The organism is Methylococcus mesophilus, assembly GCF_026247885.1.
In the GTDB taxonomy this organism is placed as follows: domain Bacteria; phylum Pseudomonadota; class Gammaproteobacteria; order Methylococcales; family Methylococcaceae; genus Methylococcus; species Methylococcus mesophilus.
The window spans coordinates 1,050,083-1,076,155 of record NZ_CP110921.1 but is presented as its reverse complement, the minus strand read 5'-3'; the positions used below and the strand labels follow the sequence as shown (position 1 = coordinate 1,076,155).

General features: G+C 63.8%; 18 protein-coding genes. 14 read left to right on the top strand and 4 right to left on the bottom strand.

From position 1 onward, the window contains the following. Positions 1-36 precede the first annotated feature (36 nt). From OOT43_RS04840 to OOT43_RS04830, 3 genes are all read right to left on the bottom strand, one after another. Positions 37-192, bottom strand: a complete 156-nt coding sequence (locus tag OOT43_RS04840; protein ID WP_266023630.1) for a hypothetical protein — start codon at positions 190-192, stop codon at positions 37-39. A gap of 98 nt (positions 193-290) precedes the next feature. Next, entirely contained in the window at positions 291-1,967 is a 1,677-nt protein-coding gene (gene recN, locus OOT43_RS04835) for a DNA repair protein RecN (RefSeq protein WP_266023628.1), read from the bottom strand. A 3-nt stretch (positions 1,968-1,970) separates the two neighbouring features. After that, positions 1,971-2,843 (bottom strand): NAD(+) kinase, encoded by an 873-nt coding sequence (locus OOT43_RS04830; protein WP_266023626.1) that lies wholly within the window; start codon positions 2,841-2,843, stop codon positions 1,971-1,973. Positions 2,844-3,057: 214 nt separating this feature from the next. Between OOT43_RS04830 and hrcA the strand changes: the two genes are divergently transcribed. The 8 genes from hrcA to greA all read left to right on the top strand — a co-directional run bounded on the left by hrcA (position 3,058) and on the right by greA (position 13,831). Beyond that, entirely contained in the window at positions 3,058-4,110 is a 1,053-nt protein-coding gene (gene hrcA, locus OOT43_RS04825) for a heat-inducible transcriptional repressor HrcA (RefSeq protein ID WP_266023624.1), read from the top strand. A 110-nt stretch (positions 4,111-4,220) separates the two neighbouring features. Then, the gene (gene grpE, locus OOT43_RS04820) at positions 4,221-4,775 is read left to right on the top strand and encodes a nucleotide exchange factor GrpE (RefSeq protein ID WP_266023622.1); all 555 of its coding nucleotides are present in this window, start codon (positions 4,221-4,223) and stop codon (positions 4,773-4,775) included. A gap of 67 nt (positions 4,776-4,842) precedes the next feature. Further along, positions 4,843-6,768: a molecular chaperone DnaK gene (dnaK, locus tag OOT43_RS04815; protein WP_266023619.1), complete on the top strand. Its 1,926-nt coding sequence runs from the start codon at positions 4,843-4,845 to the stop codon at positions 6,766-6,768. Between the two features lie 95 nt (positions 6,769-6,863). Further along, positions 6,864-8,000 carry a molecular chaperone DnaJ gene (gene dnaJ, locus OOT43_RS04810; protein WP_266023617.1) on the top strand — a complete coding sequence of 379 codons (1,137 nt, stop codon included), beginning with the start codon at positions 6,864-6,866 and terminating at the stop codon, positions 7,998-8,000. An 18-nt stretch (positions 8,001-8,018) separates the two neighbouring features. Beyond that, on the top strand, positions 8,019-8,828 hold the full coding sequence (gene dapB / locus OOT43_RS04805) for a 4-hydroxy-tetrahydrodipicolinate reductase (protein WP_266023615.1): 810 nt from the start codon (positions 8,019-8,021) through the stop codon (positions 8,826-8,828). A gap of 131 nt (positions 8,829-8,959) precedes the next feature. Then, a complete protein-coding gene (gene carA / locus OOT43_RS04800; protein WP_266023613.1) occupies positions 8,960-10,096 on the top strand; it encodes a glutamine-hydrolyzing carbamoyl-phosphate synthase small subunit in 1,137 nt (378 codons plus the stop codon). A gap of 15 nt (positions 10,097-10,111) precedes the next feature. After that, on the top strand, positions 10,112-13,330 hold the full coding sequence (gene carB / locus OOT43_RS04795; RefSeq protein WP_266023612.1) for a carbamoyl-phosphate synthase large subunit: 3,219 nt from the start codon (positions 10,112-10,114) through the stop codon (positions 13,328-13,330). Between the two features lie 24 nt (positions 13,331-13,354). Continuing rightward, positions 13,355-13,831: a transcription elongation factor GreA gene (greA, locus tag OOT43_RS04790; RefSeq protein ID WP_266023611.1), complete on the top strand. Its 477-nt coding sequence runs from the start codon at positions 13,355-13,357 to the stop codon at positions 13,829-13,831. On the opposite strand, the gene yhbY is transcribed toward greA, so the two are convergent. Next, positions 13,828-14,109, bottom strand: coding sequence for a ribosome assembly RNA-binding protein YhbY (gene yhbY, locus OOT43_RS04785; protein ID WP_266023610.1), 282 nt, complete (start codon positions 14,107-14,109; stop codon positions 13,828-13,830). The genes greA and yhbY overlap by 4 nt on opposite strands. A 57-nt stretch (positions 14,110-14,166) precedes the next feature. On the opposite strand from yhbY, the gene rlmE reads away from it, so the two are divergent. From rlmE to OOT43_RS04755, 6 genes are all read left to right on the top strand, one after another. Further along, on the top strand, positions 14,167-14,799 hold the full coding sequence (rlmE, locus tag OOT43_RS04780; protein ID WP_266023608.1) for a 23S rRNA (uridine(2552)-2'-O)-methyltransferase RlmE: 633 nt from the start codon (positions 14,167-14,169) through the stop codon (positions 14,797-14,799). A 203-nt stretch (positions 14,800-15,002) separates the two neighbouring features. Continuing rightward, the gene (gene ftsH, locus OOT43_RS04775) at positions 15,003-16,910 is read left to right on the top strand and encodes an ATP-dependent zinc metalloprotease FtsH (RefSeq protein WP_266024833.1); all 1,908 of its coding nucleotides are present in this window, start codon (positions 15,003-15,005) and stop codon (positions 16,908-16,910) included. A 110-nt stretch (positions 16,911-17,020) separates the two neighbouring features. Beyond that, a complete protein-coding gene (gene glmM, locus OOT43_RS04770; protein ID WP_266023606.1) occupies positions 17,021-18,364 on the top strand; it encodes a phosphoglucosamine mutase in 1,344 nt (447 codons plus the stop codon). 435 nt (positions 18,365-18,799) lie between these two features. Continuing rightward, positions 18,800-20,380 (top strand): SrfA family protein, encoded by a 1,581-nt coding sequence (locus tag OOT43_RS04765; protein ID WP_266023604.1) that lies wholly within the window; start codon positions 18,800-18,802, stop codon positions 20,378-20,380. A 21-nt stretch (positions 20,381-20,401) separates the two neighbouring features. Beyond that, on the top strand, positions 20,402-23,392 hold the full coding sequence (locus tag OOT43_RS04760) for a virulence factor SrfB (protein ID WP_266023602.1): 2,991 nt from the start codon (positions 20,402-20,404) through the stop codon (positions 23,390-23,392). Between the two features lie 10 nt (positions 23,393-23,402). Beyond that, a complete protein-coding gene (locus tag OOT43_RS04755) occupies positions 23,403-26,072 on the top strand; it encodes a putative virulence factor (RefSeq protein ID WP_266023599.1) in 2,670 nt (889 codons plus the stop codon). The last annotated feature ends 1 nt before the right edge of the window (position 26,073 follow it).

The following is a 26,073-nucleotide window of genomic DNA, read 5'->3' as shown; positions in this document are numbered from 1 at the left end:
GTGAGCCGGCGGCGCACGGTAAGGACGCAGTCGAATTCAGAAAACGATGAGACCCAGGGCGATTACTACGGCCGCGATCACCACCTTTCTGGGCAGGGTAACGGATTCGCCGCTTTTCAGGATTTCCAGGGTTTCCTGGAGATTTTCCTTGAGGGACCGTGTCGGCTTCGTCTCTGGGGTCGAGTCAGTCATGCGGATTCCTGGTGGTTATGTGGGTAATCGGGTCGAAGAAAACCGATATTGCGATGCTTGCGCCAATTTTAAAGCAAAATTCGGTGGAGGAATCGATTTCAATGCGCCAGGGCCAGCATTTCCCGTGCGTGAGCCAGGGTCTGCTCGGTGATGCGCAGACCGCCGAGCATGCGGGCGATCTCGCCGGTACGTTCGTCCATGTTCAGCGGGCGTACCGTGGACTGGGTGATGCCGTCTTTCGCATGTTTCTCGACCAGCAGATGCTGATGACCCAGAGCCGCGATCTGGGGCAGGTGGGTCACGCACAGCACTTGGCGGTTGATGCCGAGCGAGCGCAGCTTGATCCCCACCATCTCGGCGACGCCGCCGCCTATGCCGGTGTCCACCTCGTCGTAGATCAGGGTCGGCGTGGTCTTTTGCGCAATCGATGCGACCTCGATCGCCAGGCTGATGCGCGAAAGCTCGCCGCCGGAGGCAACCCGCGACAGCGGCCGCGGCGGCAGGCCCGGATTGGCGCTGACCAGGAACTCGATCCTGTCCCGCCCATGGGGAGCGGGCAATGCCTCCGCGTCGGTCTCGAACGCGACGGCGAAGCGTCCGTGCGGCATGCCGAGTTCGTGGATGAGCCGGGAGATGTCGGTTTCCAGCGCCTCCGCGGCTTGCTGCCGGTGTTGAGACAGGCTGCGGGCGGCGGCGTCATAGGCGGAAAGCAGTTCGCTTTGTTCGGAAAGCAGGTGCTCGAGCCGCTCCTCGCCGGTCGCAAGGCCCCGCAATTCGGTCCGGAGCGTTTCAAGGTGGGCGGGCAGCTCTTCCGGGCGCACCTGGTGCTTGCGTCCGAGCTGGTGGACTTCCGCCAGCCGTTGTTCCAGCGCCGCGAATTTAGCCGGGTCGGGATCGAGGGCGTCCAGGTGATGGCGCAACGCCATCGCCGCCTCTTTGACCTGAATGCGGGCGCTTTCCAGCAGTTCCAGCGTTTCCGCGAAGTCCCGCGAGATCTGGGCGAGTTCGCCGACCGCATGGGTGGACTGGGCCAGCAGCCCGTTGACTGAATATTGTTCGTCCTCGTAGAGCAGCTTGAGCTGGGCGTAGCCGATTTCGGAGACTCGGCCGAGATTGGCCAGAAGTTCGTGTTCTTCCGACAGGGCACGGTAATCCAGGGTCTCGATCTCGAGCTGTTCCAGTTCGTTCACCTGGTACTGGAGCAGTTCCTGGCGGGCGTTGCGGCTGCTGGCATCCTGCTGCAGCCGGTCGATCCGCTCGGAAATCTCTTTCCAGCGATCGAAAAGCCGCTTCAGTTCCGAGGCCAGTTCACGGGAACCTGCATGCCGGTCCAGCAAGGCTCGCTGCTCGCCGGCCTGCAGCAGGTTCAGATGGGCGTGCTGGCCGTGGATTTCCACCAAGTGCCGGCCCAAGGCCTGGAGGTTCGGCAGGGTCGCGGGGCGGCCGTTGATGAAAGCGCGGGAACGCCCGTCGGCGCTGATGGTCCGGCGGATCAGGCAGGTGTCCTCGTCGGCTTCGGCCAGTTCGTTATCGAGTAGCCAATCGCGGGCGGACGAAGCGTCGTCCAGATCGAAGCACAGGCTGACTTCGCCACGCTCCGCACCTGGCCGCACCAGGCCGGAGTCGGCCCGGTCGCCGAGTGCCAGGCCCAGAGCGGTGAGCAGGATCGATTTGCCTGCGCCGGTTTCGCCGGTGAGCACGGTGAAGCCAGGCCGGAGCTCCAGGTCGAGGGCGGACACCACCGCCAGATCCCGAATGCTGAGAGTGGTCAGCATGGCCTAGCGGTTGCTCCAGTTGAGCTTGAGCCGCAGGATCTGGAAAAAATCGTAATCCGTCGGGTGGAGGATGCGGAAGGGCCGTTCCGCCTTGCGAATCTCGATGCGGTCCTCGATCGCGACGTCCGGGAAGGGGACGTTGTCGCAGCTCACCTGGGCGCGGAATTCCTTGTTCGGCCGGAAGGCGATCGCGACCAGGCTGTCCCCGGAGATGACGATGGGGCGATTGGACAGCGTATGGGGGTTGATCGGCGCCAGCACCATCGCATTGAGTGCGGGGTAGAGGATCGGACCGCCGGCTGACAGCGCATAGGCGGTCGAACCGGTAGGCGTGGAGACGATCAGGCCGTCGGAGCGCTGCGAATTCAGAAAGACGCCGTCGATGGTGGTTTCGAGCTCTATCATACTGGTCGCGCTGCCGCTATGGACGACGACTTCGTTGATGGCGCTGCCCTGTGCGATGATCTCTTCCTCCCGGATCAGCCGTGCCACCAGGGGGTAACGTTCCTCGGCGCGACAGGCGCCGGTCAGTATCGCGTGGAGTTTGCCGACGGCCTCGTTCGGGGAAATGTCCACCAGAAAGCCCAGCCGGCCCAGGTTGATCCCGATGAGGGGAACGCCGTGCGCATAAAGGCTCCGCGCGGCTCCCAGCAAAGTGCCGTCCCCGCCGACGACCACGGCGATGTCCGCCCGCTGCGCCAGTTCCGGCATCGTGCATATCCGTTCGGAATGCGGAAAAAGCGTCGCGCACCCACGTTCCACCAGGATTTCGAGTCCGGAAGTCAGCAGATAGGTATGAATGGCGGCGAGCGTATCCGCTATCCGGGGAGCGTCCGGCTTTCCGATGAGCGCGATGGTGCGAAATTGCGAAAGCATCCGCCTGAACTCGGGTGAGATAGGGAGGGGTTGAAAGTTCGATGCCTTAAGGTCTTGACAGGATTGGCAAGGCTCAGTCGCCGCAGCCGGTTAAATAATCCGGGTGCGGCATGTCCGCCAAATGGTAGGACCTTCTTGACACTTAATCTAGGGGTTGCTAGTTTTTGGCACTCCAATCGGTCGAGTGCTAATCCAGATTCTTTCCGGAATTTCCGTGGCGAGTTTTCCCGAACTGAGCGAGCGAGCGCAGCACCTTTTGAAGGCGCTGGTGGAGCGCTATATCGGCGAAGGCCAGCCGGTCGGTTCGCGTATCCTTGCCAGGGATGCCGGCTTGAGTCCGGCAACGATACGCAATGTCATGGCCGATCTCGAGGAACTCGGTCTGATCACCTCGCCGCATACCTCGGCGGGGCGCCTGCCCACCGTGAGCGGCTATCGCCTGTTCGTCGATTCTCTGCTTACCGTGAAGCCGTTGCAGCAGGGCATCGTCGACCAGTTGTGGCTGGATCTCGAAAGCCGGGACAATCCGCGTGACTTGCTGGAGACGGCTTCCAAGCTGCTGTCGGAGCTCACCCACATGGCCTGCATCATCTCCATGCCGAGGCGGGAAACTCTGGCATTCCAGCACATTGAATTTCTGCCCCTGTCGGACCATCGGGTGCTCGCCATCCTGGTGACGAGCGACCAGGAAATCCACAACAAGATCATTCACACTCCCCACAGTTTCAGCGCCGCGGAATTGCAGGCCGCCGCCAACTTTTTCAACGCCGTCTGCGCCGGCAAGGACATGGCTTCGGCGCGCGAACATCTGCGCGCCGAATTGCAGAACGAACGCGAGCGTTTGAGCGAACAGCTGTTGCAGGCGGGCGAAATCGCCGAGCAGGCTCTGCTCGAGGGTGGACGCTCCAAGAAGCCGTTTCTGGTGCGCGGCGAGACTAACCTCATGGACTTCGTCGAACTGGCCGACGTCGATCGGCTGCGCGGCCTGTTCGAGGCGTTCCGGCAGAAGGAAAGCATCGTCGGCCTGCTCGATCGCTGCCTCGATTCGCCCGGCGTCAAGATACTCATTGGAGAAGAAAGCGGTTTCCGGCCGCTTGAGCCCTGCAGCCTGGTGACCGCCTCCTACTCGGTCGACAACCGGGTGGTGGGTGTCCTCGGCGTGATTGGGCCGACCCGGATGAAATACGAACGGGTGATCCCGCTGGTGGACATCACCGCGAAACTGGTGGGGGCAGCCTTGAATCAGCGGACGCTGGCCCCAACTTAACGTCTCCGGAGTTGCGACGGCACCGGGACGTCCGCCGCCCGCTCCCTTTAAGGAGCCGGGCGGTTTCGTTTTTCCCGATCGAAAAATTTTGAACCCCTATAATTCGGATTATGAGCGAAGAAGAATTGACCAACGGTCCCGGCACAGACGCGCAGCCGGAGCTTCTGGAAGTGGAGGCGCAACCTGCCGAAGTGCCTGCCGCTGAGCCCGACCGGGCATTGCTTGAAGCGCAGCAGCAGGCGAGCGACAACTGGGAGCGTTTCGTGCGGGCTCAGGCGGAAATGGAAAACCTGCGCCGGCGGGTGGAGAAAGATCTCCAGAATGCACATAAGTACGCCCTGGAAAAATTCGCCAGGGAGCTTTTGCCTGTGATGGACAGCCTGGAACTCGGCATCGCGGCCTCGACTGCTGACACCCCCGATGTCGCCAAGCTCAGGGAAGGCGCGGAGCTGACCTTGAAGCAGTTTCAGAGCGTGTTCGAGAAGTTCGGCATCTTGGCCGTCGATCCGGTCGGCGAGAAATTCAATCCGGAACAGCACCAGGCCATGGCCATGGAATCCGCCGAGGCGGTCGAGCCGAACACTGTGCTCAAGGTATTTCAGAAAGGCTATTTGTTGAACGACCGTCTGCTGCGCCCTGCGCTCGTGGTCGTAGCCCAGGCTTGAAATCCCCTGGATCGGCCTCACATAGCATCTATCCGTCAGAACAATCACAGATAAACCGGAGAAATCCATGGCAAAAATTATCGGGATCGACCTGGGCACCACCAACTCGTGCGTGGCCATTCTTGAAGGTGGCAAGCCCCGCGTGATCGAGAACGCCGAGGGGGCGCGCACCACGCCGTCGATCATTGCGTTCAGCACCGACAACGAGGCGCTGGTCGGGCAGTCCGCCAAGCGGCAGGCTATCACCAATCCGAAGAACACCTTGTTCGCGATCAAGCGGCTCATCGGCCGCCGCTTCAAGGACGATGTCGTCCAGAAGGACATCAAGATGGTGCCTTACACTATCGTCGAGGCGGAAAACGGCGATGCCTGGGTGGAGGCTGCGGGCAAGAAGATGGCGCCGCCGGAGATCTCGGCGCGCGTGCTGATGAAGCTCAAGAAGGATGCCGAGGCCTATCTGGGTGAAGAGGTCAAGGAAGCGGTCATTACCGTGCCGGCCTATTTCAACGACTCCCAGCGCCAGGCCACCAAGGACGCCGGCCGCATTGCCGGCCTCGACGTCAAGCGCATCATCAACGAGCCGACCGCAGCGGCGTTGGCCTACGGCATGGACAAGAGCCGTGGGGACCAGAAGATCGCGGTCTACGACCTGGGCGGCGGCACCTTCGACATCTCCATCATCGAGATCGCCGAAGTCGACGGCGAGCACCAGTTCGAAGTGCTGTCGACCAACGGCGACACCTTCCTCGGCGGCGAAGACTTCGACCTGCGCATCATCGAATACATCGTGGATGAATTCCGCAAGGAGCAGGGCATCGACCTGCACAACGACCCGCTGGCGCTGCAGCGCCTGAAGGAGTCCGCCGAGAAGGCCAAGATCGAGCTGTCGTCCAGTCAGCAGACCGAAATCAATCTGCCCTATATCACGGCGGATGCGACCGGACCCAAACACCTGAACGTCAAGCTTACCCGCGCGAAGCTGGAAGCGCTGGTGGAGGACCTGATCCTACGCACCCGCGGCCCCTGCGAAACCGCGTTGAAGGATGCCGGCGTCAAGCCGGGCGACATCGACGAGGTCATCCTGGTCGGCGGCCAGACCCGCATGCCCAAGGTGCAGGATTTCGTGAAGGAAATCTTCGGCAAGGAGCCGCGCAAGGACGTCAACCCGGACGAAGCCGTGGCCGTTGGCGCCGCCATCCAGGCGGGTGTGCTCGGCGGCCAGGTGAAGGATGTGCTGCTGCTGGACGTGACCCCGCTGTCTTTAGGGATAGAGACCCTCGGCGGCGTCCTGACCAAGCTGATCGAAAAGAACACCACGATCCCGACCAAGGCTGCGCAAGTGTTCTCCACCGCAGAGGACAGCCAGACGGCCGTGACCATCCATGTGCTGCAGGGCGAACGCGAGATGGCGCGCGACAACAAGTCGCTGGGGCGCTTCGACCTGAGCGACATCCCGATGGCGCCGCGCGGCGTGCCGCAGATCGAGGTGACCTTCGACATCGACGCCAACGGCATATTGAACGTTTCCGCCAAGGACAAGGCGACCGGCAAGCAGCAGTCCATCGTCATCCGCGCCTCCAGCGGCCTGTCCGAGGACGAGATCAAGCGTATGGTGAAGGACGCCGAGGTGCATGCGGAAGAAGACCGCCGCATGCATGAGCTGGTGACCGCGCGCAATCACGCCGACGCCATGGTCCACGCCACCAACAAGACCTTGTCCGAACTGGGTGACAAGGTGTCCGGCGAGGAACGGGCGAAGATCGAGGCGGCCCTGAACGATCTGAAGGACGCCATGGGCGGTGATAACAAGGATCTGATCGAGCAGCGGACCAAGACACTGACCGAGCTTTCCGGCAAGCTGGCCGAACGGCTTTATGCCCAGCAGGGTGAGCCGGGCGCCGCGGAAGCGCAAGGCCATGAAAAAGCCGGCGGGGCCGGCGGTGACGACGTCGTCGACGCCGAATTCGAGGAAGTCCGCGACGACAAGCGTTAAACCGCGGCGGACCGCTTCGCGTCTTTAGGGTGCGGGGCGGCTCATCCTTATCCCTCTAATCGGGCCGCCGGCGTCAAGCCGGCGGTTGTGCGTTTATGGCAAAAGAAGACTATTACGAAACGCTCGGGGTTCCGCGCAACGCCAGCGACAGCGACATCAAAACGGCGTTCCGCCGCCTGGCGATGAAATACCACCCCGACCGGAACAAGGACAATCCCGAGGCCGAGGAGCGTTTCAAGAGCGCGAAGGAAGCCTACGAGGTGCTGTCCGACCCCAAGAAACGGTCCGCCTACGACCAATTCGGCCATGCCGGCGTTGATCCCTCGATGGGCGGAGGCGGCGGCTTCGGGTTCACCGGCGATAATTTCAGCGACGTCTTCGGCGACGTCTTCGGCGACATCTTCGGCGGCGGCGCAGGTCGCCGCCGTGGCCGCGGACAGCGCGGCGCCGACCTGCGCTATAACCTCGAGCTGACGCTGGAAGAGGCCGTGGCCGGCACCGAAACCAAGATCAAGGTACCGACCTGGGTTTCGTGCTCCGAGTGCGAGGGTTCCGGCGCCAAGAAAGGCAGTTCACCCGTGACCTGCCCGACCTGCCACGGCCAGGGCGCCGTCCGCATGCAGCAGGGCTTCTTCTCCGTCCAGCAGACCTGCCCGACCTGCCGCGGCACTGGCCAACACGTCTCCGATCCATGCCGGGTCTGCTACGGCCAGGGCCGCGTGCAGGAAACCAAGACGCTTTCGGTCAAGATCCCGCCCGGCGTGGACACCGGCGACCGCATCCGTCTGTCCGGCGAGGGCGAAGCGGGAGAGGGCGGGGGGCCGCCGGGTGATCTCTACGTACACATCGGCGTGAAGGAGCATGCGATCTTCACCCGTGACGGCGCCGACCTGTATTGCGAAGTGCCGATCAGTTTTCCCACCGCCTGCCTGGGTGGCGAGCTGGAAGTGCCGACACTGGACGGCAAGGTGGTGCTCAAGATTCCGTCCGAGACCCAGACGGGGCGGCTGTTCCGGGTCCGGGGCAAGGGCGTCAAGCCGGTCCGTGGCGGCGTGGCCGGAGACTTGCTGTGCCGGGTGCGGGTGGAGACGCCGGTGCACCTGAACAAGGAGCAGACCGAGCTGATCCGGCAGCTGGACGAATCCCTGCGCGGCGGGGGCAGCCATCACAGCCCACAGGCGCACGGCTGGCTGGACGGCGTCAAGCAGTTCTTCGATCGTCTGGGACTTTGAGGGGGGCAGGCTGGAACCATGGTTATTAGAGTTGGAATAGCCGGTGTTGCGGGACGCATGGGAGGCAATCTCGTGCGCGCCTGTCTGGCCGATCCGGCCGTGGAACTGACGGCGGCGATCGCGCGTCCAGGGAGTCCGGCGGTGGGCCGCGACGCCGGCGAACTGGCGGGCCTGTCGGCTATCGGTTTGCCCGTGGTCGGCAACCTGAGCGAAGTGTCGGACAAAGTCGATGTGCTGATCGATTTCACTCTGCCGGAAGTCACCCTGGCCCACCTCGAGTTCTGCCGCTCGGCCGGAATCCGGCTGGTAATCGGGACGACCGGCTTCAGCGCGGAGCAGCGCCAGGCCATCGCCGCCGCCGCGGAAGGCGCCGGCATCGTGTTCGCGCCCAACATGAGCGTGGGCGTGAATCTGGCGCTCAAGCTGCTGGATGTCGCCGCCCGGGTGGTGGGCGAACATTCCGACATCGAGATCGTCGAGGCGCATCATCGCCACAAGATCGACGCGCCCTCGGGTACCGCCCTGCGGATGGGCGAGGTGGTGGCCGCGGCGCTGGGGCGGAGCTTACAGGATTGTGCGATCTACGGCCGCGAAGGCATCACCGGCGCGCGCGATGCCAAGACCATCGGCTTCTCCACCATCCGCGCCGGCGACATCGTCGGCGAACACACCGTCATGTTCGCCGATGAGGGCGAGCGCATCGAGATCACCCACAAGGCCAGCAGCCGCATGACCTTTGCCAAGGGGGCGGTAAGGGCGGCCGTCTGGTTGATGTCCCAAGGCAAAGGCCTGTTCGATATGCAGGATGTGTTGGGGTTGAAGGGATGAGCCGCCCCCGCGCTCCAGATGGACTCCATTAGGGCGATCTTCTATAATCGAGCGGCTAAAACGCGTCGAATTCCAACGAGCGGGGCATATCTTCGGGTCTGCCCCGTTTTGCACATCTTAAGGTGGCCTTATTGAAAACTCCCGCGCTGCTTGCTCTTGAAGACGGTACCGTGTTTCGCGGCTACGCGATTGGAGCCGAAGGCTCGTCGGTGGGCGAGGTGGTGTTCAATACCTCGATCACCGGCTACCAGGAAATTCTTACCGATCCGTCCTACGCCCGCCAGATCGTCACGTTGACCTATCCGCACGTCGGCAACACCGGTATCAACGAAGAGGATGCCGAATCCGCCGGCATTTTCTCCAGCGGCCTGGTCATCCGCGACCTGCCGCTGCGGGCCAGCAACTGGCGGAGCCAGATCCGGCTCGACGATTATCTGCGTCAGCGGGGCGTGGTCGGCATCGCCGGCCTGGATACCCGCCGGTTAACCCGTATCCTGCGCGACAAGGGCGCCCAGCGCGGCTGCATCGCGGCCGGCGACGGCCTGGATGCCGATGCCTCGGTGGACATGGCTCGCGACTTTCCCGGCCTGCAGGGCATGGATCTGGCCCAGGTCGTGACTACGCAGCAGTCCTATGAGTGGGCCGAAGGCACCTGGCAGCTTGGCGCCGAGCCGGTGCATGCCGGTAACGGCGGCTTCCACGTGGTGGCCTACGATTTTGGCGTCAAGCAGAATATCCTGCGCCTGCTTGCGGACCGAGGCTGCCGCGTCACAGTGGTGCCCGCCAGGACGCCGGCGCCTGAGGCGCTGGCGCTGAAGCCGGACGGCCTGTTTCTGTCCAACGGCCCCGGCGATCCGGAGCCCTGCGACTACGCCATCGCCGCGATCCGGGAATTTTTGTCCACCGGCATTCCCGTGTTCGGCATCTGCCTGGGACACCAGTTGCTGGCCCTTGCGGCCGGCGCGCGCACCCTGAAGATGAAATTCGGCCATCACGGCGCCAATCATCCGGTGCAGGATCTGAGCACCGGCCGGGTGGTGATCACCAGCCAGAACCACGGTTTCGCCGTCGAGGAAGCCAGCCTGCCCGAAAATGTGCGGCCGACCCACCGTTCGCTGTTCGACGGCAGTCTTCAGGGCATCGAATACACCGATCGTTCCGCGTTCAGCTTCCAGGGGCATCCGGAAGCGAGTCCCGGTCCGCACGATCTGTGCGATCTGTTCGACCGCTTCATTGCCGACATGAAAGTCGCCCGCAACCGTCATTAATAGCGTCCTTCGTTCATGCCAAAACGTACCGATATCAAATCGATTCTGCTGTTGGGCGCAGGGCCCATCGTCATCGGCCAGGCCTGCGAGTTCGACTACTCCGGCGCGCAGGCCTGCAAGGCGCTGCGGGAAGAGGGCTATCGGGTCATCCTGGTCAACTCGAATCCGGCCACGATCATGACCGATCCGGAGATGGCCGATGCCACCTACATCGAGCCGATCGATTGGCAGACCGTCGCCCGTATCATCGAAAAGGAGCGGCCGGATGCGCTGCTGCCGACCATGGGCGGCCAGACTGCACTCAACTGCGCGCTGGACCTCGACCGCGAAGGCGTGCTGGAGCGCTTCGGCGTTGAGATGATCGGCGCCAAACGCGAAGCCATCTCTAAGGCCGAGGACCGCGACCAGTTCCGCAAAGCCATGGTCAAGATCGGCCTGTCGGTGCCCAAGTCCGATGTCGCCCACAGCCTGGAGGAGGCGCTGGCGGTGTTGGACACGGTGGGCTATCCCGCCATCATCCGGCCCTCGTTCACCCTGGGCGGGTCCGGCGGCGGCATCGCCTACAACCGCGAGGAGTTCGTCGAAATCTGCGAGCGCGGCCTGGAACTCTCGCCTACCCACGAGCTGCTGATCGAGGAGTCGGTGCTCGGCTGGAAGGAATACGAGATGGAGGTGGTGCGCGACCGGGCGGACAACTGCATCATCGTCTGCTCGATCGAGAACCTCGATCCCATGGGCGTCCACACCGGCGACTCGATCACGGTCGCGCCGGCGCAGACGTTGACCGACAAGGAATACCAGATCATGCGCGACGCCTCCATCGCGGTGCTGCGCGAGATCGGGGTGGATACCGGCGGTTCCAACGTGCAGTTCGCGGTCAACCCGAAGGATGGCCGCCTGATCGTGATCGAGATGAATCCCCGGGTGTCGCGCTCGTCGGCGCTGGCTTCCAAGGCCACCGGCTTTCCCATCGCCAAGGTCGCCGCCAAGCTGGCGGTCGGCTATACCCTGGACGAGCTGCGCAACGAGATCACCGGCGGCGCGATGCCGGCTTCGTTCGAGCCTACCATCGATTACGTGGTGACCAAGGCGCCCCGCTTCACCTTCGAGAAGTTCCCGCAGGCGGACGACCGCCTCACCACCCAGATGAAATCGGTGGGCGAGGCCATGGCGATCGGCCGGACTTTCCAGGAGTCGCTGCAGAAGGCCCTGCGCAGCCTGGAGATCGGCGTCGACGGGCTGGTCGGCAAACTGGCCGTGGACAGCGAGGACCGGGTCGAGCGCCTGCAGCGCGAGCTCGGCCATCCGGGCTGCGACCGCCTGTTCTATGTCGCCGACGCCTTCCGGCTGGGCTGGAGCCTGGACGAGATCCATGAACTGAGTGCCATCGACCCCTGGTTTCTGGCCCAGATCGAGGATCTCATTCTCGAAGAAACTGCTCTGGCCCGGCGTACGCTCGCTTCGCTGACCGCCGATGAACTGCTGGGACTGAAGCGCAAGGGCTTTTCCGATTCGCGGCTGGCTCGTCTGCTGGACCGCAGCGAGGCGGAAGTGCGAGCGGTGAGGCACCGTGTCGGCATCCGCCCGGTGTACAAGCGGATCGACTCCTGCGCGGCGGAATTCGCCACCTTCACCGCCTATCTCTACTCCACCTACGAGGAAGAGTGCGAAGCCGCACCGACGGAGCGCGAGAAGATCGTCGTGCTCGGCGGCGGCCCCAACCGGATCGGCCAGGGCATCGAGTTCGACTATTGCTGCGTGCACGCGGCGATGGCGCTGCGCGAGGATGGTTTCGAGACCATCATGATCAACTGCAACCCGGAGACGGTATCCACCGACTTCGATACTTCCGACCGCCTGTATTTCGAACCCCTCACGCTGGAGGACGTGCTCGAGGTGGTCCAGCTGGAGAAGCCGAAAGGCGTCATCGTGCAATATGGCGGCCAGACGCCGCTGAAGCTGGCTCGGGCGCTGGAGGCGGCAGGGGTGCCGATCATCGGCACATCGCCCGATTCGATCGATCTGGCCGAGGACCGCGAGCGCTTCCAGAAGTTGATCGACCGCCTCAACCTGAAACAGCCGCCCAACCGCACCGCGCGCTCGCTGGATGAAGCCCTGCGCGGCGCCCAGGAAATCGGCTATCCGCTGGTCGTGCGCCCTTCCTACGTGCTGGGCGGCCGAGCGATGGAAATCGTATTCAACGACGACGATCTCAAGCGCTACATGCTGGAGGCCGTCAGCGTTTCCAACGAGTCCCCTGTGCTGCTCGACCGCTTTCTGTCCGACGCCATCGAGATGGACGTCGACGCCGTCGCTGACGGTCAGCGCGTGATGATCGGCGGCTTGATGCAGCATATCGAGCAGGCCGGGGTGCATTCGGGCGATTCCGCCTGTTCGATTCCGCCCTATGACTTGAGACCGGACATCCAGGACCGTGTCAGGGAGCAGGTCCGCCTGCTGGCGGAGGCGTTGGGAGTGGTCGGCTTGATGAATACCCAGTTCGCCATCCAGGGTGAGGAGATATTCGTGCTGGAAGTGAATCCGCGCGCGTCCCGGACCGTCCCCTTCGTTTCGAAGGCGACCGGCTATCCGCTGGCCAAGGTTGCGGCACGCTGTATGGTCGGCTGCAGCCTGGATCGGCAGGGCGTGTTCGAGGAGCGCATCCCGCCGTATTTTTCAGTCAAGGAAGCGGTATTTCCGTTTATCAAGTTCCGCGGCGTCGATCCGTTGCTGGGGCCGGAGATGAAATCCACCGGCGAGGTCATGGGTGTCGGTGCCAGCTTCGGCGAAGCCTACGCCAAGGCGCAGCGGGCTGCCAGCGTCCGGCTGGCTTACGAAGGGGCGACACTGATCAGCATCCGCGACGCCGACAAGCCCAAGATCGTTCCCATCGCCCGAGCGCTGGTCGCCAAAGGCTTCCGCCTGGTGGCCACGCGGGGCACGGCGAAGGTGCTGCAGGAAGCGGGCGTCCCCTGCGAAAAGGTGAACAAGGTGTACGAAGGGCGGCCGCACATCGTCGACATGATCAAGAACGGCCAGATTCAGCTTATCATCAACACGACCGAGGGCAAGAAAGCCATCGCCGATTCGTTCACCATTCGACGGCAGGCTTTGCAGCATCAGGTGACCTATACCACCACGATTTCCGGCGCCCATGCCATCTGCTGCGCGCTGGACGAACTCGGCTCGGTGGACGTCAACCGGCTGCAGGATTTGCACGGCTCCCTATCTTGAATCGGAGAATCGGAACGAATAGCGATGAACAAGACTCCCATGACCACGCGCGGCGCCGAAAAGCTGCGTGAAGAACTCAATCATCTGAAGTCGGTGGCGCGGCCCCGAGTGATCGAGGCGATCGCCGAGGCGCGTGCCCATGGCGACCTGAAGGAAAACGCCGAGTATCATGCCGCGCGGGAACAGCAGGGATTCATCGAGGGACGGATCAAGGAGATCGAAGGCAAACTCGCCAACGCCCAGATCATCGACGTCACCCGCCTGAACCCCGGCGGCAAGATCGTCTTCGGTGCGACTGCCGAGATCGAGGACTTGGCTTCGGGCGATGTGGTGACGTATCAGATCGTCGGGGAGGACGAGGCAGAGATCAAGGAAGGCCGGATCTCGGTGACTTCGCCGATCGCCCGTGCCCTGATCGGCAAACAGGAAGGCGACGTGGCCACGGTGCAGGCGCCGGGCGGTACCCGCGAATATGAAATTGTGTCGGTCAAATATATCTAGGTTTTTTTACCCCGCTCAGGCGATTTCCGGAACAGCGTGATCACGTGCCCGAGCGACTGGACCAGTTCGGCACCCGATTCCCCACAGATCAACGCCGTCATCTCCGCCCTGGTTTCACGGTCCCCCGCATTGACCCGGACCTTGATCAATTCGTGATGATCCAGTGCCAGGCTGATCTCAGCGAGCACGCCGGGCGTAATGCCGGCTTGGCCGGTGATCACGACCGGTTTCAGTTTGTGAGCCTTGGCGCGCAGCTGACGTCTGAGTTCAGGGGTCATACAGGTTACTCTCGAGGGAAAAAGCCGGTCATTCTAGCGTGATTGAAGAAATTTCTCATGGCAAAGCGTAGCCGAAGCAGTGGCCGCTGGCTTGCGGAGCATTTCTCCGACGAGTACGTGCGCCTGGCGCAGGAAAAGGGCTACCGCTCGCGTGCGGTATTCAAGCTGACCGAGTTGGACGAGCGCGACCGTTTGTTCGAGCCCGGCGCCACGGTAATCGATCTCGGCGCGGCACCTGGAGGCTGGTCGCAGTATGCGGCGCAGCGGGTGGGTCCGAAAGGCAAGGTTCTCGCCCTGGATATCCTGCCGATGGAGCCTTTGCCGGGAGTTACCGTGGTGCAAGGGGATTTCCTCGACGACGCGGTGTTCCAGGAGGTGCTGGAAGCCATCGGTGGGCGTTCGGCGAATGTGGTATTGTCGGACATAGCCCCCAATATGAGTGGGAACCGCAACGTCGACCAGCCGCGCAGCATGTACATGGCGGAACTGGCCTTCGATCTCGCGGACAGGGTCCTGGCGCCGAACGGACGCTTCGCGGTGAAGCTGTTTCAGGGTGAGGGGTTCCAGGAATATGTGGCGCTGGCCAGAAAGGCGTTTGGGTCCGTAGCCATGAGGAAGCCGAAAGCCTCCCGTGCCCGGAGCGCGGAAATCTACCTCGTCGGCAAGGGGTACCGCGGCGGGGGTCGATGATGGGGCGGGTTCGGGAACGATTTTGGCCACCCATGTGTCATATTTATGACGTGTTGCGTCGATGATTTCGTTGTGTCACGGGGAATTTCGTGGCGGTCGCCAGCATGTGTGGATAATATTGTCGTCATCGGTCTGACATAAATAATAAAAGCCGCTCTCCATCCCATCCCAATCCGACTACGGAGATTCGAGTCGTGAACGATATGTTAAAGAACATCCTTCTTTGGGTGGTCATCGCCGTCGTGCTGATGTCCGTCTTCAACAATTTCGGGTCCCGTAAATCGGTCGATTCCAGCATGTCCTATTCGCAGTTCATTGCGGCCGTGAATGAAGGGCAGGTCAAATCGGTGACCATCGACGGACAGAACGTGCGCGGCATGCTGGGAACGGGCGAGAAATTCTCGACCTACAACCCGGAAGACCCGCACCTGGTCGATGATCTGCTCAAGAACCATGTAGAGATCAAGGCTCAGCCGCCGGAGTCGCAGTCGCTCTTGATGCAGATATTCATCTCCTGGTTCCCGATGCTGCTGCTGGTGGCCGTGTGGATATTCTTCATGCGCCAGATGCAGGGAGGTGCCGGCGGCCGGGGAGCGATGTCCTTCGGCAAGAGCAAGGCGCGTTTGATCGAGGAAGACCAGGTCAAGGTGACCTTCGCCGATGTCGCCGGTGCCGACGAGGCCAAGGAGGACGTCTCCGAAATGGTCGATTTCCTCAAGGATCCCAGCAAGTTCCAGAAGTTGGGCGGCAAGATTCCGCGCGGCGCGCTCATGGTCGGCCCTCCGGGTACCGGCAAGACCCTGCTGGCCCGCGCCATCGCCGGCGAAGCCAGGGTGCCGTTCTTCTCGATCTCGGGTTCGGATTTCGTGGAAATGTTCGTCGGCGTGGGCGCCTCGCGCGTGCGCGACATGTTCGAACAGGCGAAGAAGCATGCGCCCTGCATCATCTTCATCGACGAAATCGATGCGGTCGGCCGCCACCGCGGTGCCGGGCTCGGCGGCGGTCATGACGAGCGCGAGCAGACTCTGAACCAGTTGCTGGTCGAAATGGACGGATTCGAAGGCACCGAGGGCATCATCGTGATCGCCGCGACCAACCGTCCCGACGTGCTCGACCCCGCGCTGCTGCGGCCGGGCCGGTTCGACCGTCAGGTGGTGGTAGGTTTGCCCGACGTCCGCGGGCGCGAGCAGATCCTCAAGGTCCACATGAAGCGGGTGCCGTTGGCCGACGACGTCGAGGCCAAGTACCTGGCGCGCGGTACGCCCGGTTTCTCCGGCGCCGATCTCGCCAACCTGGTCAACGAGGCGGCCCTGTTCGCGGCCCGCAAGAACAAGCGGGTCGTGGAGATGGAGGACTTCGAGAAGGCCAAGGACAAGATCCTCATGGGCGTCGAGCGCAAGTCGATGGTCATGAGCGACGAGGAGAAGAAGCTCACGGCCTACCATGAAGCCGGCCACGCCATCGTCGGCCTGTCGGTGCCGGAGCATGATCCGGTCTACAAGGTCAGCATTATGCCGCGTGGCCGCGCCCTCGGCATTACGATGTTCCTGCCGGAGCGCGACACCTACAGCGCCAGCAAGCAGAAACTGGAGAGCCAGATTTCCAGCCTGTTCGGCGGGCGGCTGGCCGAGGAGATCGTGTTCGGACGTGAGCGCGTCACCACCGGTGCTCAGAACGACATCGAGCGCGCGACCAGCTTGGCGCGGAACATGGTGACGCGGTGGGGACTGTCTGAGCGGCTGGGGCCGTTGGCCTACAGCGAAGAGGAGGGCGAAGTCTTCCTCGGCCGTTCGGTCACCAAGCACAAGAGCGTTTCGGAAGAAACGGCGCATCTGATCGACGAGGAAATCCGCTCGATCATCGACCGGAACTACGAACGCTCCGAGCGCATCCTTCGGGAAAACATGGACAAGATGCATCTCATGGCCGAAGCGCTGATCAAATACGAAACCATTGACCGTCTGCAGATCGCCGACATCATGGAAGGGAAGCCGCCGCGGGCACCCCAGAGCTGGGAGGACACCACTCCTCCCGGCAGCGGCGAGTCCGCTTCAAAGGGAGGCGATGAGTCGGTGTCGGGTTCCTTCGGCAAGCCGGCGGAGCAGCACTAAACATTCGGGCCGCACAGGCCTTCGAACCCCTGGCAGGCTGGCGTCTGCCAGGGGTTTTCTGTTGTCTGCGAGTTCGCTATTTTTTTGGCGGCAGATATGAGGAGGAAGCAGTGAAGAAAGAGTATTTTGGAACCGACGGCATTCGCGGCAAGGTAGGCGAATACCCGATCACGCCGGATTTCATGCTCAAACTCGGCTGGGCGGCGGGTTGCGTCTTCGCCCGTGACAGGCCGAGCCAGCGCGTCTTGATAGGCAAGGACACGCGGATTTCCGGATACATGTTCGAGTCGGCTCTCGAAGCCGGATTTTCCGCCGCCGGTGTAGATACGCAGCTGCTGGGTCCGATGCCGACCCCGGCGGTCGCTTATCTCACTCGGACCTTCCGTGCCCAGGCGGGCGTCGTCATCAGCGCTTCCCACAATCCTTATTACGACAACGGCATCAAATTTTTCGGGCCGGACGGCATGAAGCTGCCCGACGAAATCGAACTGGAGATCGAGGGCCACCTGCGCAAGCCGATGACCACCGTGGAGTGTTCGCACATCGGCAAGGCGACGCGTATCGGTGATGCGGCGGGGCGCTACATCGAATTCTGCAAAAGCACGATCCCCCTGGGCATCAATTTTTCGGGGATGAGGATCGTGGTGGACTGCGCACACGGGTCGACCTATCACGTCGCCCCGGATGTGTTTTCGGAACTCAGGGCCACGGTGAGCACCCTCGGCGCGGCGCCGGACGGTCTCAACATCAACGACCGCGTCGGCGCCACCGATCCTGAAAGCCTTCGGCAGAGGGTGCTCAAGGAAAAAGCCGATCTGGGCATCGCGTTGGACGGCGACGGCGACCGCCTGATCATGGTCGATCACCAGGGACAGGTCGTCGACGGCGACGAACTGCTTTACGTCATCGCCAATGCCCGGAGCGCAAGCGGCGAGTTGGCCGGTTCCGTGGTCGGAACCCTGATGAGCAATCTGGGCTTGGAGCAGGCCATCGGACGCCTGGGCCTGGAGTTCAGGCGGGCCGCTGTCGGCGACCGCTATGTCATGGAAATGATGCTCGAGCACGGCAGCATTCTGGGTGGCGAAAGTTCGGGACACATCATTTGCCGCGACCGCACGACCACGGGCGACGGCATCGTTTCCGCCCTGCAAGTCCTGGCGGAAATCGCCCGGACCGGCAAATCCCTGAACGAACTGAAGCAGGGAATGAAAAAATATCCCCAGCGTCTGGTCAACGTACGGCTGAAGGAGAGGGTCAGCCTGGATTCGGCGCCGCTGGTTCAGAAGGTGAAGGCCGAAGTGGAATTGGAACTGGGCGACTCCGGACGCGTATTGCTGCGCCCCTCCGGGACGGAGCCGTTGATCCGGGTAATGGTCGAAGGAGCCGACGAGGGCAAAGTCCACGAACTCGCGGACCGGCTGGCCGGTGCCGTCACGCAGGCGTTTTGCGGCTGAACCGTCCTCCGGCGTGGGCGCTGTCCGGCTTCTGCCGCTTACTAAGCGTAAAGAAATGAATGTCGCATCGCCCGTCATTCCGGCATGGATTCACGGCAGGCCAACCTGCCTGTCGCCCGAAGGGGACGGCATAGGGATGTGCCGCCTAAAATCCGCTCTCGGCGGATTTGTGCCGGAATCCAGAAGCCAGGGATGGCAAGGCCGATACGTCCATGTAACCTGGACCTCGGCACTCCCTCCCGAGGTGACGAATGACTTTTTCCTTAACGCTTAGAAAGCGGCAATGAATACCCTCTGCGCCGTGTGTTCGGATGGTTTCCCGTTCTCAATCAGCATCTTTGCTACAATCGGGCGGCAGGGGCGGAGTCCGGCTGCCGGCCGAGTGTCCGATCCGTCCGACCTTTCCCCAGTTTCGACGATTCCAAGGAGTTCCCTATGGCTGGCGTCCTGCTTAGATCCGGCAGCCTGAAGCAATTTTTGCCCCTGGGTGCGACCGGCAATCCGGTCTATCGGGCTGCTTCGCAATTGCGGGCCGCGATTCGGCGGCAACTCGGCCAGGAGGCGGCGGATTACTTCGCCGTACCGGTTCAGGACGAAAAGGGAGAAGCCCTGGACTGGTATTCCGCCTTCGATGGGGATGTGGTGCCCTGGACTTCGGCAATGCCGGAGGAACGAGGTCCGGCGAGGGCCAGCCTCTTGGCCGCGCGCGAGCGCCTGCTGGAAAAGAGCCGGGCGCTGCAGGCGTCGGAGGACAGCGAGCAGCAGGTTTTCGGCAAGCTGCTGGCGCTGGCAACGCGGATTCCGGGAGAGGATCACGTGTATCTCGTCGGAGGCCGGCCGGTAATGACGTTCTGGGGCTTTGGCGAGCGTGACGCGCCGCCGGAGCGCGACGTGCTGGCCAGCCTCGACGTAAGCGGCATCTCGGCATCGGCGGCGCGTTTCGAGGCGGGGCCGGGTAGGATTCCACCGATGCCTGAGCGTCGGCGCTGGTTGCGCTGGCTGTGGCTATTGTTGCCGCTGCTGCTTCTGCTGGGATTCCTCTTGTTCGGCTTGAAGAGTTGCGGGCCGGACCGTCTGTCCGGGTTCGTCCGGCAAGGGCCTACGCCGAGCCCGGTTCCGCTGGAAAGGGATGGAGATGTCATCCCCGACGTATCTCCCAGTCCCGATGCAAAGGAGGAAAGTGGGGAAAAGAGCCGCCGTGACGATGCCGCCTTCGGCGAGCGGATCGACCGGAGCGAGCGCCACGATCGGGATACGGTGAGCGTGAACCGCTCGGTGGAGGGGTCCCGGACCGTCGTGGACTCCACGCAAGCGGGTCAAAGCCCGGAAGGTGCGACCGATACCGAGAACTGGGACACGTCAGCCGCCATGCCGCCGGGAAGTGCGGCTGACGCGGCCGAAAGCACGTCAGCCTCTGAGGCCGAGTCTGCCGACACCGGCATGGCTGAGACCGAATCGCCTGGCGACGATAAGCCGCAACCGGATCCCGGTAGGGGAGGACAAACTGCCGAGGGCGAGCCGGCCGATGAAGGCGGCCAATCCGGCGAAGATAAATCTGCAGCGAAAACCGAACCGCCTGCTGAGGCTCCGTCCGAAAAAGCCATTTCCAAGGCTGGCGGCAACGCGAGGACTTCCGGCGCGCCGCTGACGATCCCCAAGGAGGCCGCCAGGCAAGGGTCGACAGACTTCCTGAACGGCCAGTGGCATTCCGTCACCGGTCTGCAGGACAGCTCCGGCAATCCGGTCCAGCTCGAATACGACTTCAAGGGCAAGGAAGGCATGGCCCGGCTGAAGCGCTCGGTCGGCGGCAAGGAGATGGAATGCACCGCGCCGGTGACCTCCAGCTTCAGCGGTTCCAAGCTGGTAATCGACCAGGCCGGCGACATCCGCTGTCCCGACGGCAGCAGCATACAGCGCTCCAAGGTGGAATGCGCCACCGACCCGCAAGGCCATGCCGTGTGCAAGGGCAAGAATCCGGACGGCTCCGATTACAATGTCCGGATCACCAAGAAATAGCGGAACGAGCGGGGAAGCCGAATGCTGAGCGAGTTGGTGGAGTTCGCCGAAAACGCCACGCTGATCATGCGCAGCGGGGTCCAGTTCATGGATTTCGGGCTGACGCTGGATCTGCGCCGGGAGCCGCCCGGCGAGTTCGCCTTGCAGAGCGGCCAGCGCTCGCTGGCGCGGCTGGAGTGGGACGAGCGGCGCGAGCGCCACGTGCATCCGGGCGATCCGGTGCTGGTGGTCAAACCCAAGTTCAGCGTCGGCACGGAGGAGTCCATCAAGCTGCTGGACGGCTGCTGGCTGCCGCTGCCCATGCTGCGCGCCGGTCCCCAGCGCCGCTTCGATCAGGGGCCCACCACCTGGGCCCGCGGCCGCATCGTCAAGCTCGGTGAAGGCGAGGACCTGCGCGGCCACACCCACCGCCTGACGCTGGCTTTCGACACCCAGGTGCTGGAGGCGCGCGAGGCTACGGCCTATTTGGCGCCGACCCGCGCCGACGTGCAGACCGGCGCGAGTTTCCAGCTCGCCCACCGGGCGCACGAGATGGGCTGGTATCCGGAGCTGCCCTGGGTGGACCAATGGCTGGCGGAGGTGTTCCGCGACGAGGCGGCGGCGAGGCTGCGGCTGCCGGCGGAAGACGTCGACAGCGAGATTGAACAGCTCAGCCATCACGCCCATTATCTAAATTTCCTGCACCTGATCGGCACGCGGGCCGGTGTCCCGGAAGTCCGGGTCCGCAGCAACGCGCCTGACGACGTCTACGCGCCGATCCCGGTGGATCTGGTGCTGGACGTCGGCAACTCCAGGACCTGCGGCATCCTGGTCGAGGAGCACCCGCAGCAGCACGATGGCCTGAAGAACCGCTACGAACTCACTATCCGCGACCTGTCCGAGCCGCACAAGGTCTATCACGAACCCTTCGAGAGCCGGGTGGAATTCGCCCAGGCCCTGTTGGGCAAGGAGCACCTGGCTTGCAAGAGCGGACGCAACGACGCTTTCGTCTGGCCGACCATCGTCCGGGTGGGGCGAGAGGCGGCGCAGCTGGCCAACCACCGCCGCGGCACCGAAGGCTCGACCGGGCTTTCCAGCCCCAAGCGCTACCTCTGGGACGAAGACCGCTACGAACCCGGCTGGCGTTTCAACGTCGCCTACAGCCGCGAGGAGATCGAACCCCACGCCACCGGCGCGCCGTTCAGCAACCTGATCAACGAACGCGGCGAAGCCCTGCACGAGCTGCCGGAGGCCGAGCGCATGCCGGTGTTCGTGCCCAAATATTCGCGCAGCTCCTTGATGTGCTTCTTCCTGGCCGAAATCCTCATCCATGCGCTCGGCCAGATCAACAGCCCGGCCCAGCGGATCAAGCAGGGCGATCCGGAGAAGCCCAGGCATCTGCGCTCCATCATCATCACCGTGCCGCCCTCCATGCCCAAGCCGGAGCGGCAGATCTTCGCGGCGCGTTTGCGCCAGGCCATGGCTCTGGTATGGAAGGCGCTGGGCTGGCAGCCGGAGGACGACGGCATCGACGCGGTGGACGCGGCCGGCAACTCCACCGCTTGGCCGCGCTTCCCGACCGTCCACACGGAATGGGACGAGGCCACCTGCGCGCAGGCGGTATTCCTGTTCAGCGGCATCCACGAACATTTCGGCGGACGACCCGAGGATTTCTTCCGTTCCCTCCGACGGGCCGGTTCGGACCGCGTGGCCCAAGCGATCACGGTCGCCTCGATCGACATCGGCGGCGGCACCAGCGATCTGGTGGTGGCGGATTATCGGCTGGACCATGGCCAGGGCGCCAACGTCTACATCCTGCCGGAGCAGCGCTTTCGCGACGGCTTCAAGGTGGCTGGCGACGATCTGCTGCTGGAGACGGTGCAGAAGATGATCGTGCCGGCGATCGAAGCGGCGCTGCAGGATTTCGGCGTGGCCGATCCCGCGCCGCTGCTGTCGCAGCTCATCGGTGCAGAGACCCTCTCGGTGCAGGATCGTACCTCGCGTCAGCGACTCGCCCTGGAGGTGTTCTATCCGCTGGGACTGAAGCTGTTGCATGCCTACGAGCGCTTCGATCCGACATTGCCGTCCGAATCGCGCACGCCGAAGATCGGTGAGCTGCTGGCAGGGGACGACCGCCCTTCCGAACACGTGGTGCGGCATTTCGCGCTGGGGGTGAAACGGGCGACCGGAGCGGGGAGCCGGGACTTCGACCTGCTCGAAGTGGCGATTCCCTTCGATCTGCACCGGCTGCACCGGCTGTTCCTGGAAGACCAGTTCGAGATCTGCAAGACCATCCGGGCGCTGTGCGAGATCGTCCACCTCTATCACTGCGACGTCCTTTTACTGAGCGGCCGGCCTTCCTGCATGCCGGGCATTCTGGCGCTGTTCCGCCGCCTGCTGCCGCTGCCGCCCGAACGAATCGTCCCGCTGGCAGGGTTCCGCGCCGGGGTCTGGTATCCCTTCCACCGCGACGGACGGATCGGCGACCCCAAGACCACCGCGGTGGTCGGCGCAATGATCTGCAAAGTCGGCGGCGCCCGCCGCATCCCGAACTTCAACTTCCTGGCCCATGCCTACAAGGTGTACTCCACCGTCCGCCATCTGGGGCTGATCGACCAGAACCTCGTGCTGCGGGACGCCGACGTGTATTACCGTGACGTCAATCTGGACGACGAGAACTACGAGCTTCCGGAGCAGCCGTTCGAAATGCGCGCCCGGATGATTTTAGGGTTCAGGCAGCTCGCCTCCGAGCGCTGGCCGGCGACGCCGCTGTACGTGCTGGACCTGAGCGAACGCGCCAAGCAGCTCCTCGCCAGCGCCGACCGCACCGCGCCCGCCGTGATCCAGGTCGCCCTCAAGCTGGACCGCAAGAAGGGCGCGGGGCCCGAGAGCTTCAGCGTGGCCTCCGCCGTCACCAGCCAGGGCACCGCCCTCAACCCGGCGCGCGACATCGTGCTCAAGCTCAACACTTTGACCACGGTCGGCATCGGCGAGAGCAGCTACTGGCTGGATACGGGCAGCATCATCCGTTAAGGGCATTCACATGACGAACTGGGACGACAAGTCACTGAGCGAGCGCTGCGACGCGATCTTCCGGGGTGCGGGAGAGGCGCTGGACTGGGTGGCGGAGGTGCGCAACAACGCCCAGCGGCTGGACCGGGAGGGCGACGGCCTGATCGAAAAGCTCAGGCGCTCGCGCAACCTGTGCCGGCGCCTGGGGGCGGCGGCCAAGCGCCCCTTCTCCGCCGGCGTTTTCGGCATGTCGCAGGCCGGCAAGTCGTATCTGATTTCCACCCTGGCGCGTTCCGCCGAGGGCGATCTGCAGACGCTGCTGGACGGCAAGCGGGTCGATTTCATCGGCGATCTGAATCCGCCCGGCGGCGGCAAGGAGGCGACGGGGCTGGTGACGCGTTTCACCCGCAAATCCAGCGCCGCGCCGCAGGGATTCCCGGTCGAGCTGACCCTGTTCTCGGAAGGCGACATCGCCAAGATCCTGGGCAACAGCTTCTTCAACGACTTCGACCGGGAGCGGGTGAGTTTCGACACCGATCCGGACAAGCTCCGCGCCCTGCTGGGGCGGCTGGAACCCTTGCGCCAGCCCGAGCCGACCGGGGGCCTGAGCAGCGACGAGGTCATCGACCTCATCGATTATTTCGAGCGCCGCTTCGAGAAATCCTTCGGTCCCTTGCGCGCCGACTACTGGCCCAAGGTGATCGAACTCGCGCCTCGGCTGCGGACCGAGCACCGGGCGGAATTGCTGTCGGTGCTGTGGGGCGAAATTCCCGACCTGACCCGCGCCTATCGCCTGCTGGCCGAGGCCCTGGCGCGGATGTCGCACGCCGGTACCGTGTTCGTTCCGCTGGCCGCGCTGGTGTCCGAGACCGGCGGCGAACTGGCCTGGCGGCCGGACAGCATCCTCAACGTGGACGTGCTGGACAAGCTGGGCAAGGACGGCGGCGAAAGCCTGAAGGTCTTGCCCCAGCGCGAGGGCCAAACCCTGGCCGAGGCGGCGGTGTCGCGCCCGGTGTTGGCGGCGCTGACGGCGGAGCTGCGCTTCGTGCTGGCCGACGCCCCCGCGATCGGCCTGCTGGAAGAGGTCGATTTGCTGGACTTTCCCGGCTACCGCGGCCGGCTGGACATCGCCGACCTGGACGAGGTGCGCAAGCAGCTCAAGCGCGAGGACGCCGACCCGGTGGCGCAGCTCATGCTGCGGGCCAAGGTCGCCTATCTGTTCGAGCGCTACACCGAGGATCAGGAGATGAACGTGCTCCTGATGTGCACCCGCTGCGACAGCCAGATCGAGGTCACTTCGCTGGCGCCGGCCCTCTCGGCCTGGGTCCACGGCACTCAGGGCGAGACGCCGGCCGACCGCGGCGCCCGCCCGCCGGGGCTGGTCTGGGTGGTCACCCAGCTCGACCGCCGGCTGGAAGCCAAGCCGGGCCAGACCGCCGTGCAGCAGCAGCAGGAATGGGCCAACATGGTCCACATCACCCTGCTGGAGCGTTTCGCCCAGTGCGACTGGCTGAACGACTGGACCGAGGGCAAGCCGTTCGACAACGTCTTCATGGTGCGCAAGCCCGGCATGCTGCGCAGCGCTTTCAAGGTCGATGCGGAAGGCGTGGAAACCGATTTTCTGTCGGAGGAGGAGCGCCAACGGCTGGCCGGGCAGCGCGAGTTTTTCGTGGGCAACGAAGCGGTGCAGCGCCATGTCCGCGATGCCGGCGCGGCCTGGGACGCGGTGCTGAGCGTCAACGACGGCGGCATGACCCGGCTGGCCGAATACCTGTGTACCGTCTGCCTGCTCGGGGCGAAATGGAACCGGATCGGCGAGCAGGTCGTGAAGATCCAGCAGGAAATCGGCGAGCACCGGCTGCTGCCGTATTTCCTGGCCGAAGGCGCCGGCGAGGTGGAAAAGAAAAAGCGCTGCGCCGAGCAGCTCTACCAGGCAGTGGTCGAGTCCCCGGACGGCTTCGGCGAGCTGCTCTACCGCCTGCATCCCGCCGCCGAACAGTTGCGGCGGCTGTATCTCACCGCGGACGACGTGGACAAAGAAGGCGAAGCCGATGCCGCCAAACCCGCCCCGGCACGCCGCGGCCTCATCAATCTGCCGGTGTCGAAACCCGCGGAAGCGGCGCCGGTGCCGGAACGCAGCGGCCGCGCCGAGAATTTCGCCAAGGCCGCGGTCTCGGCTTGGATCCGCCAGCTCCGGGCGTTGCCGGACAACGCCGACGTGCTGCGCTATCTGGCTTTCAGCATGGAAGCCATCCGCATCCTGAGCGACGAACTCGTCACCGGCATCGACCGCCACAGGCTGGAAAGGAAGCTGGTCGAGGCCTTGCGTCCGCTGGAAGAGATGCGCGGGACCACCCGCATCGGGATCGTCGACCAGCAGGTGATGGCGGTGCGGCGAATCATCGGCGAATTCGTCGACCTGCTGGGACTGGGCGAGACGTCGGTTGCGGCCCGGCCGGAATCTCCGATAGGTGGACGCCGGCTGTTCGAACCGCCGGCGGCGATCGCGGCGGCTGCCTTGCCTCAGCTCAGCGCGGAAGAGCTGAATTACCCCGCGGCCTTCATCGTCGACTGGCTGGAAGCCTTCCGCAAACTCGCGATAGACAACGCCGGACACAGCGCCGGCCGCGAGATCACGCCGGAGCAGAATCTGCGCCTGGGCGAAATCCTGGCGGCGCTGGGCGCCGTGCCTGGCCATTGAG

What these genes read in the sequence shown, in the direction of transcription:
- OOT43_RS04840 (WP_266023630.1), bottom strand. Translation starts at nt 192, where the DNA reads ATGACTGACTCGACCCCAGAGACGAAGCCGACACGGTCCCTCAAGGAA.
- recN (WP_266023628.1), bottom strand. Translation starts at nt 1,967, where the DNA reads ATGCTGACCACTCTCAGCATTCGGGATCTGGCGGTGGTGTCCGCCCTC.
- OOT43_RS04830 (WP_266023626.1), bottom strand. Translation starts at nt 2,843, where the DNA reads ATGCTTTCGCAATTTCGCACCATCGCGCTCATCGGAAAGCCGGACGCT.
- grpE (WP_266023622.1), top strand. Translation starts at nt 4,221, where the DNA reads ATGAGCGAAGAAGAATTGACCAACGGTCCCGGCACAGACGCGCAGCCG.
- dnaK (WP_266023619.1), top strand. Translation starts at nt 4,843, where the DNA reads ATGGCAAAAATTATCGGGATCGACCTGGGCACCACCAACTCGTGCGTG.
- dnaJ (WP_266023617.1), top strand. Translation starts at nt 6,864, where the DNA reads ATGGCAAAAGAAGACTATTACGAAACGCTCGGGGTTCCGCGCAACGCC.
- dapB (WP_266023615.1), top strand. Translation starts at nt 8,019, where the DNA reads ATGGTTATTAGAGTTGGAATAGCCGGTGTTGCGGGACGCATGGGAGGC.
- carB (WP_266023612.1), top strand. Translation starts at nt 10,112, where the DNA reads ATGCCAAAACGTACCGATATCAAATCGATTCTGCTGTTGGGCGCAGGG.
- greA (WP_266023611.1), top strand. Translation starts at nt 13,355, where the DNA reads ATGAACAAGACTCCCATGACCACGCGCGGCGCCGAAAAGCTGCGTGAA.
- yhbY (WP_266023610.1), bottom strand. Translation starts at nt 14,109, where the DNA reads ATGACCCCTGAACTCAGACGTCAGCTGCGCGCCAAGGCTCACAAACTG.
- rlmE (WP_266023608.1), top strand. Translation starts at nt 14,167, where the DNA reads ATGGCAAAGCGTAGCCGAAGCAGTGGCCGCTGGCTTGCGGAGCATTTC.
- ftsH (WP_266024833.1), top strand. Translation starts at nt 15,003, where the DNA reads ATGTTAAAGAACATCCTTCTTTGGGTGGTCATCGCCGTCGTGCTGATG.
- OOT43_RS04765 (WP_266023604.1), top strand. Translation starts at nt 18,800, where the DNA reads ATGGCTGGCGTCCTGCTTAGATCCGGCAGCCTGAAGCAATTTTTGCCC.
- OOT43_RS04760 (WP_266023602.1), top strand. Translation starts at nt 20,402, where the DNA reads ATGCTGAGCGAGTTGGTGGAGTTCGCCGAAAACGCCACGCTGATCATG.
- OOT43_RS04755 (WP_266023599.1), top strand. Translation starts at nt 23,403, where the DNA reads ATGACGAACTGGGACGACAAGTCACTGAGCGAGCGCTGCGACGCGATC.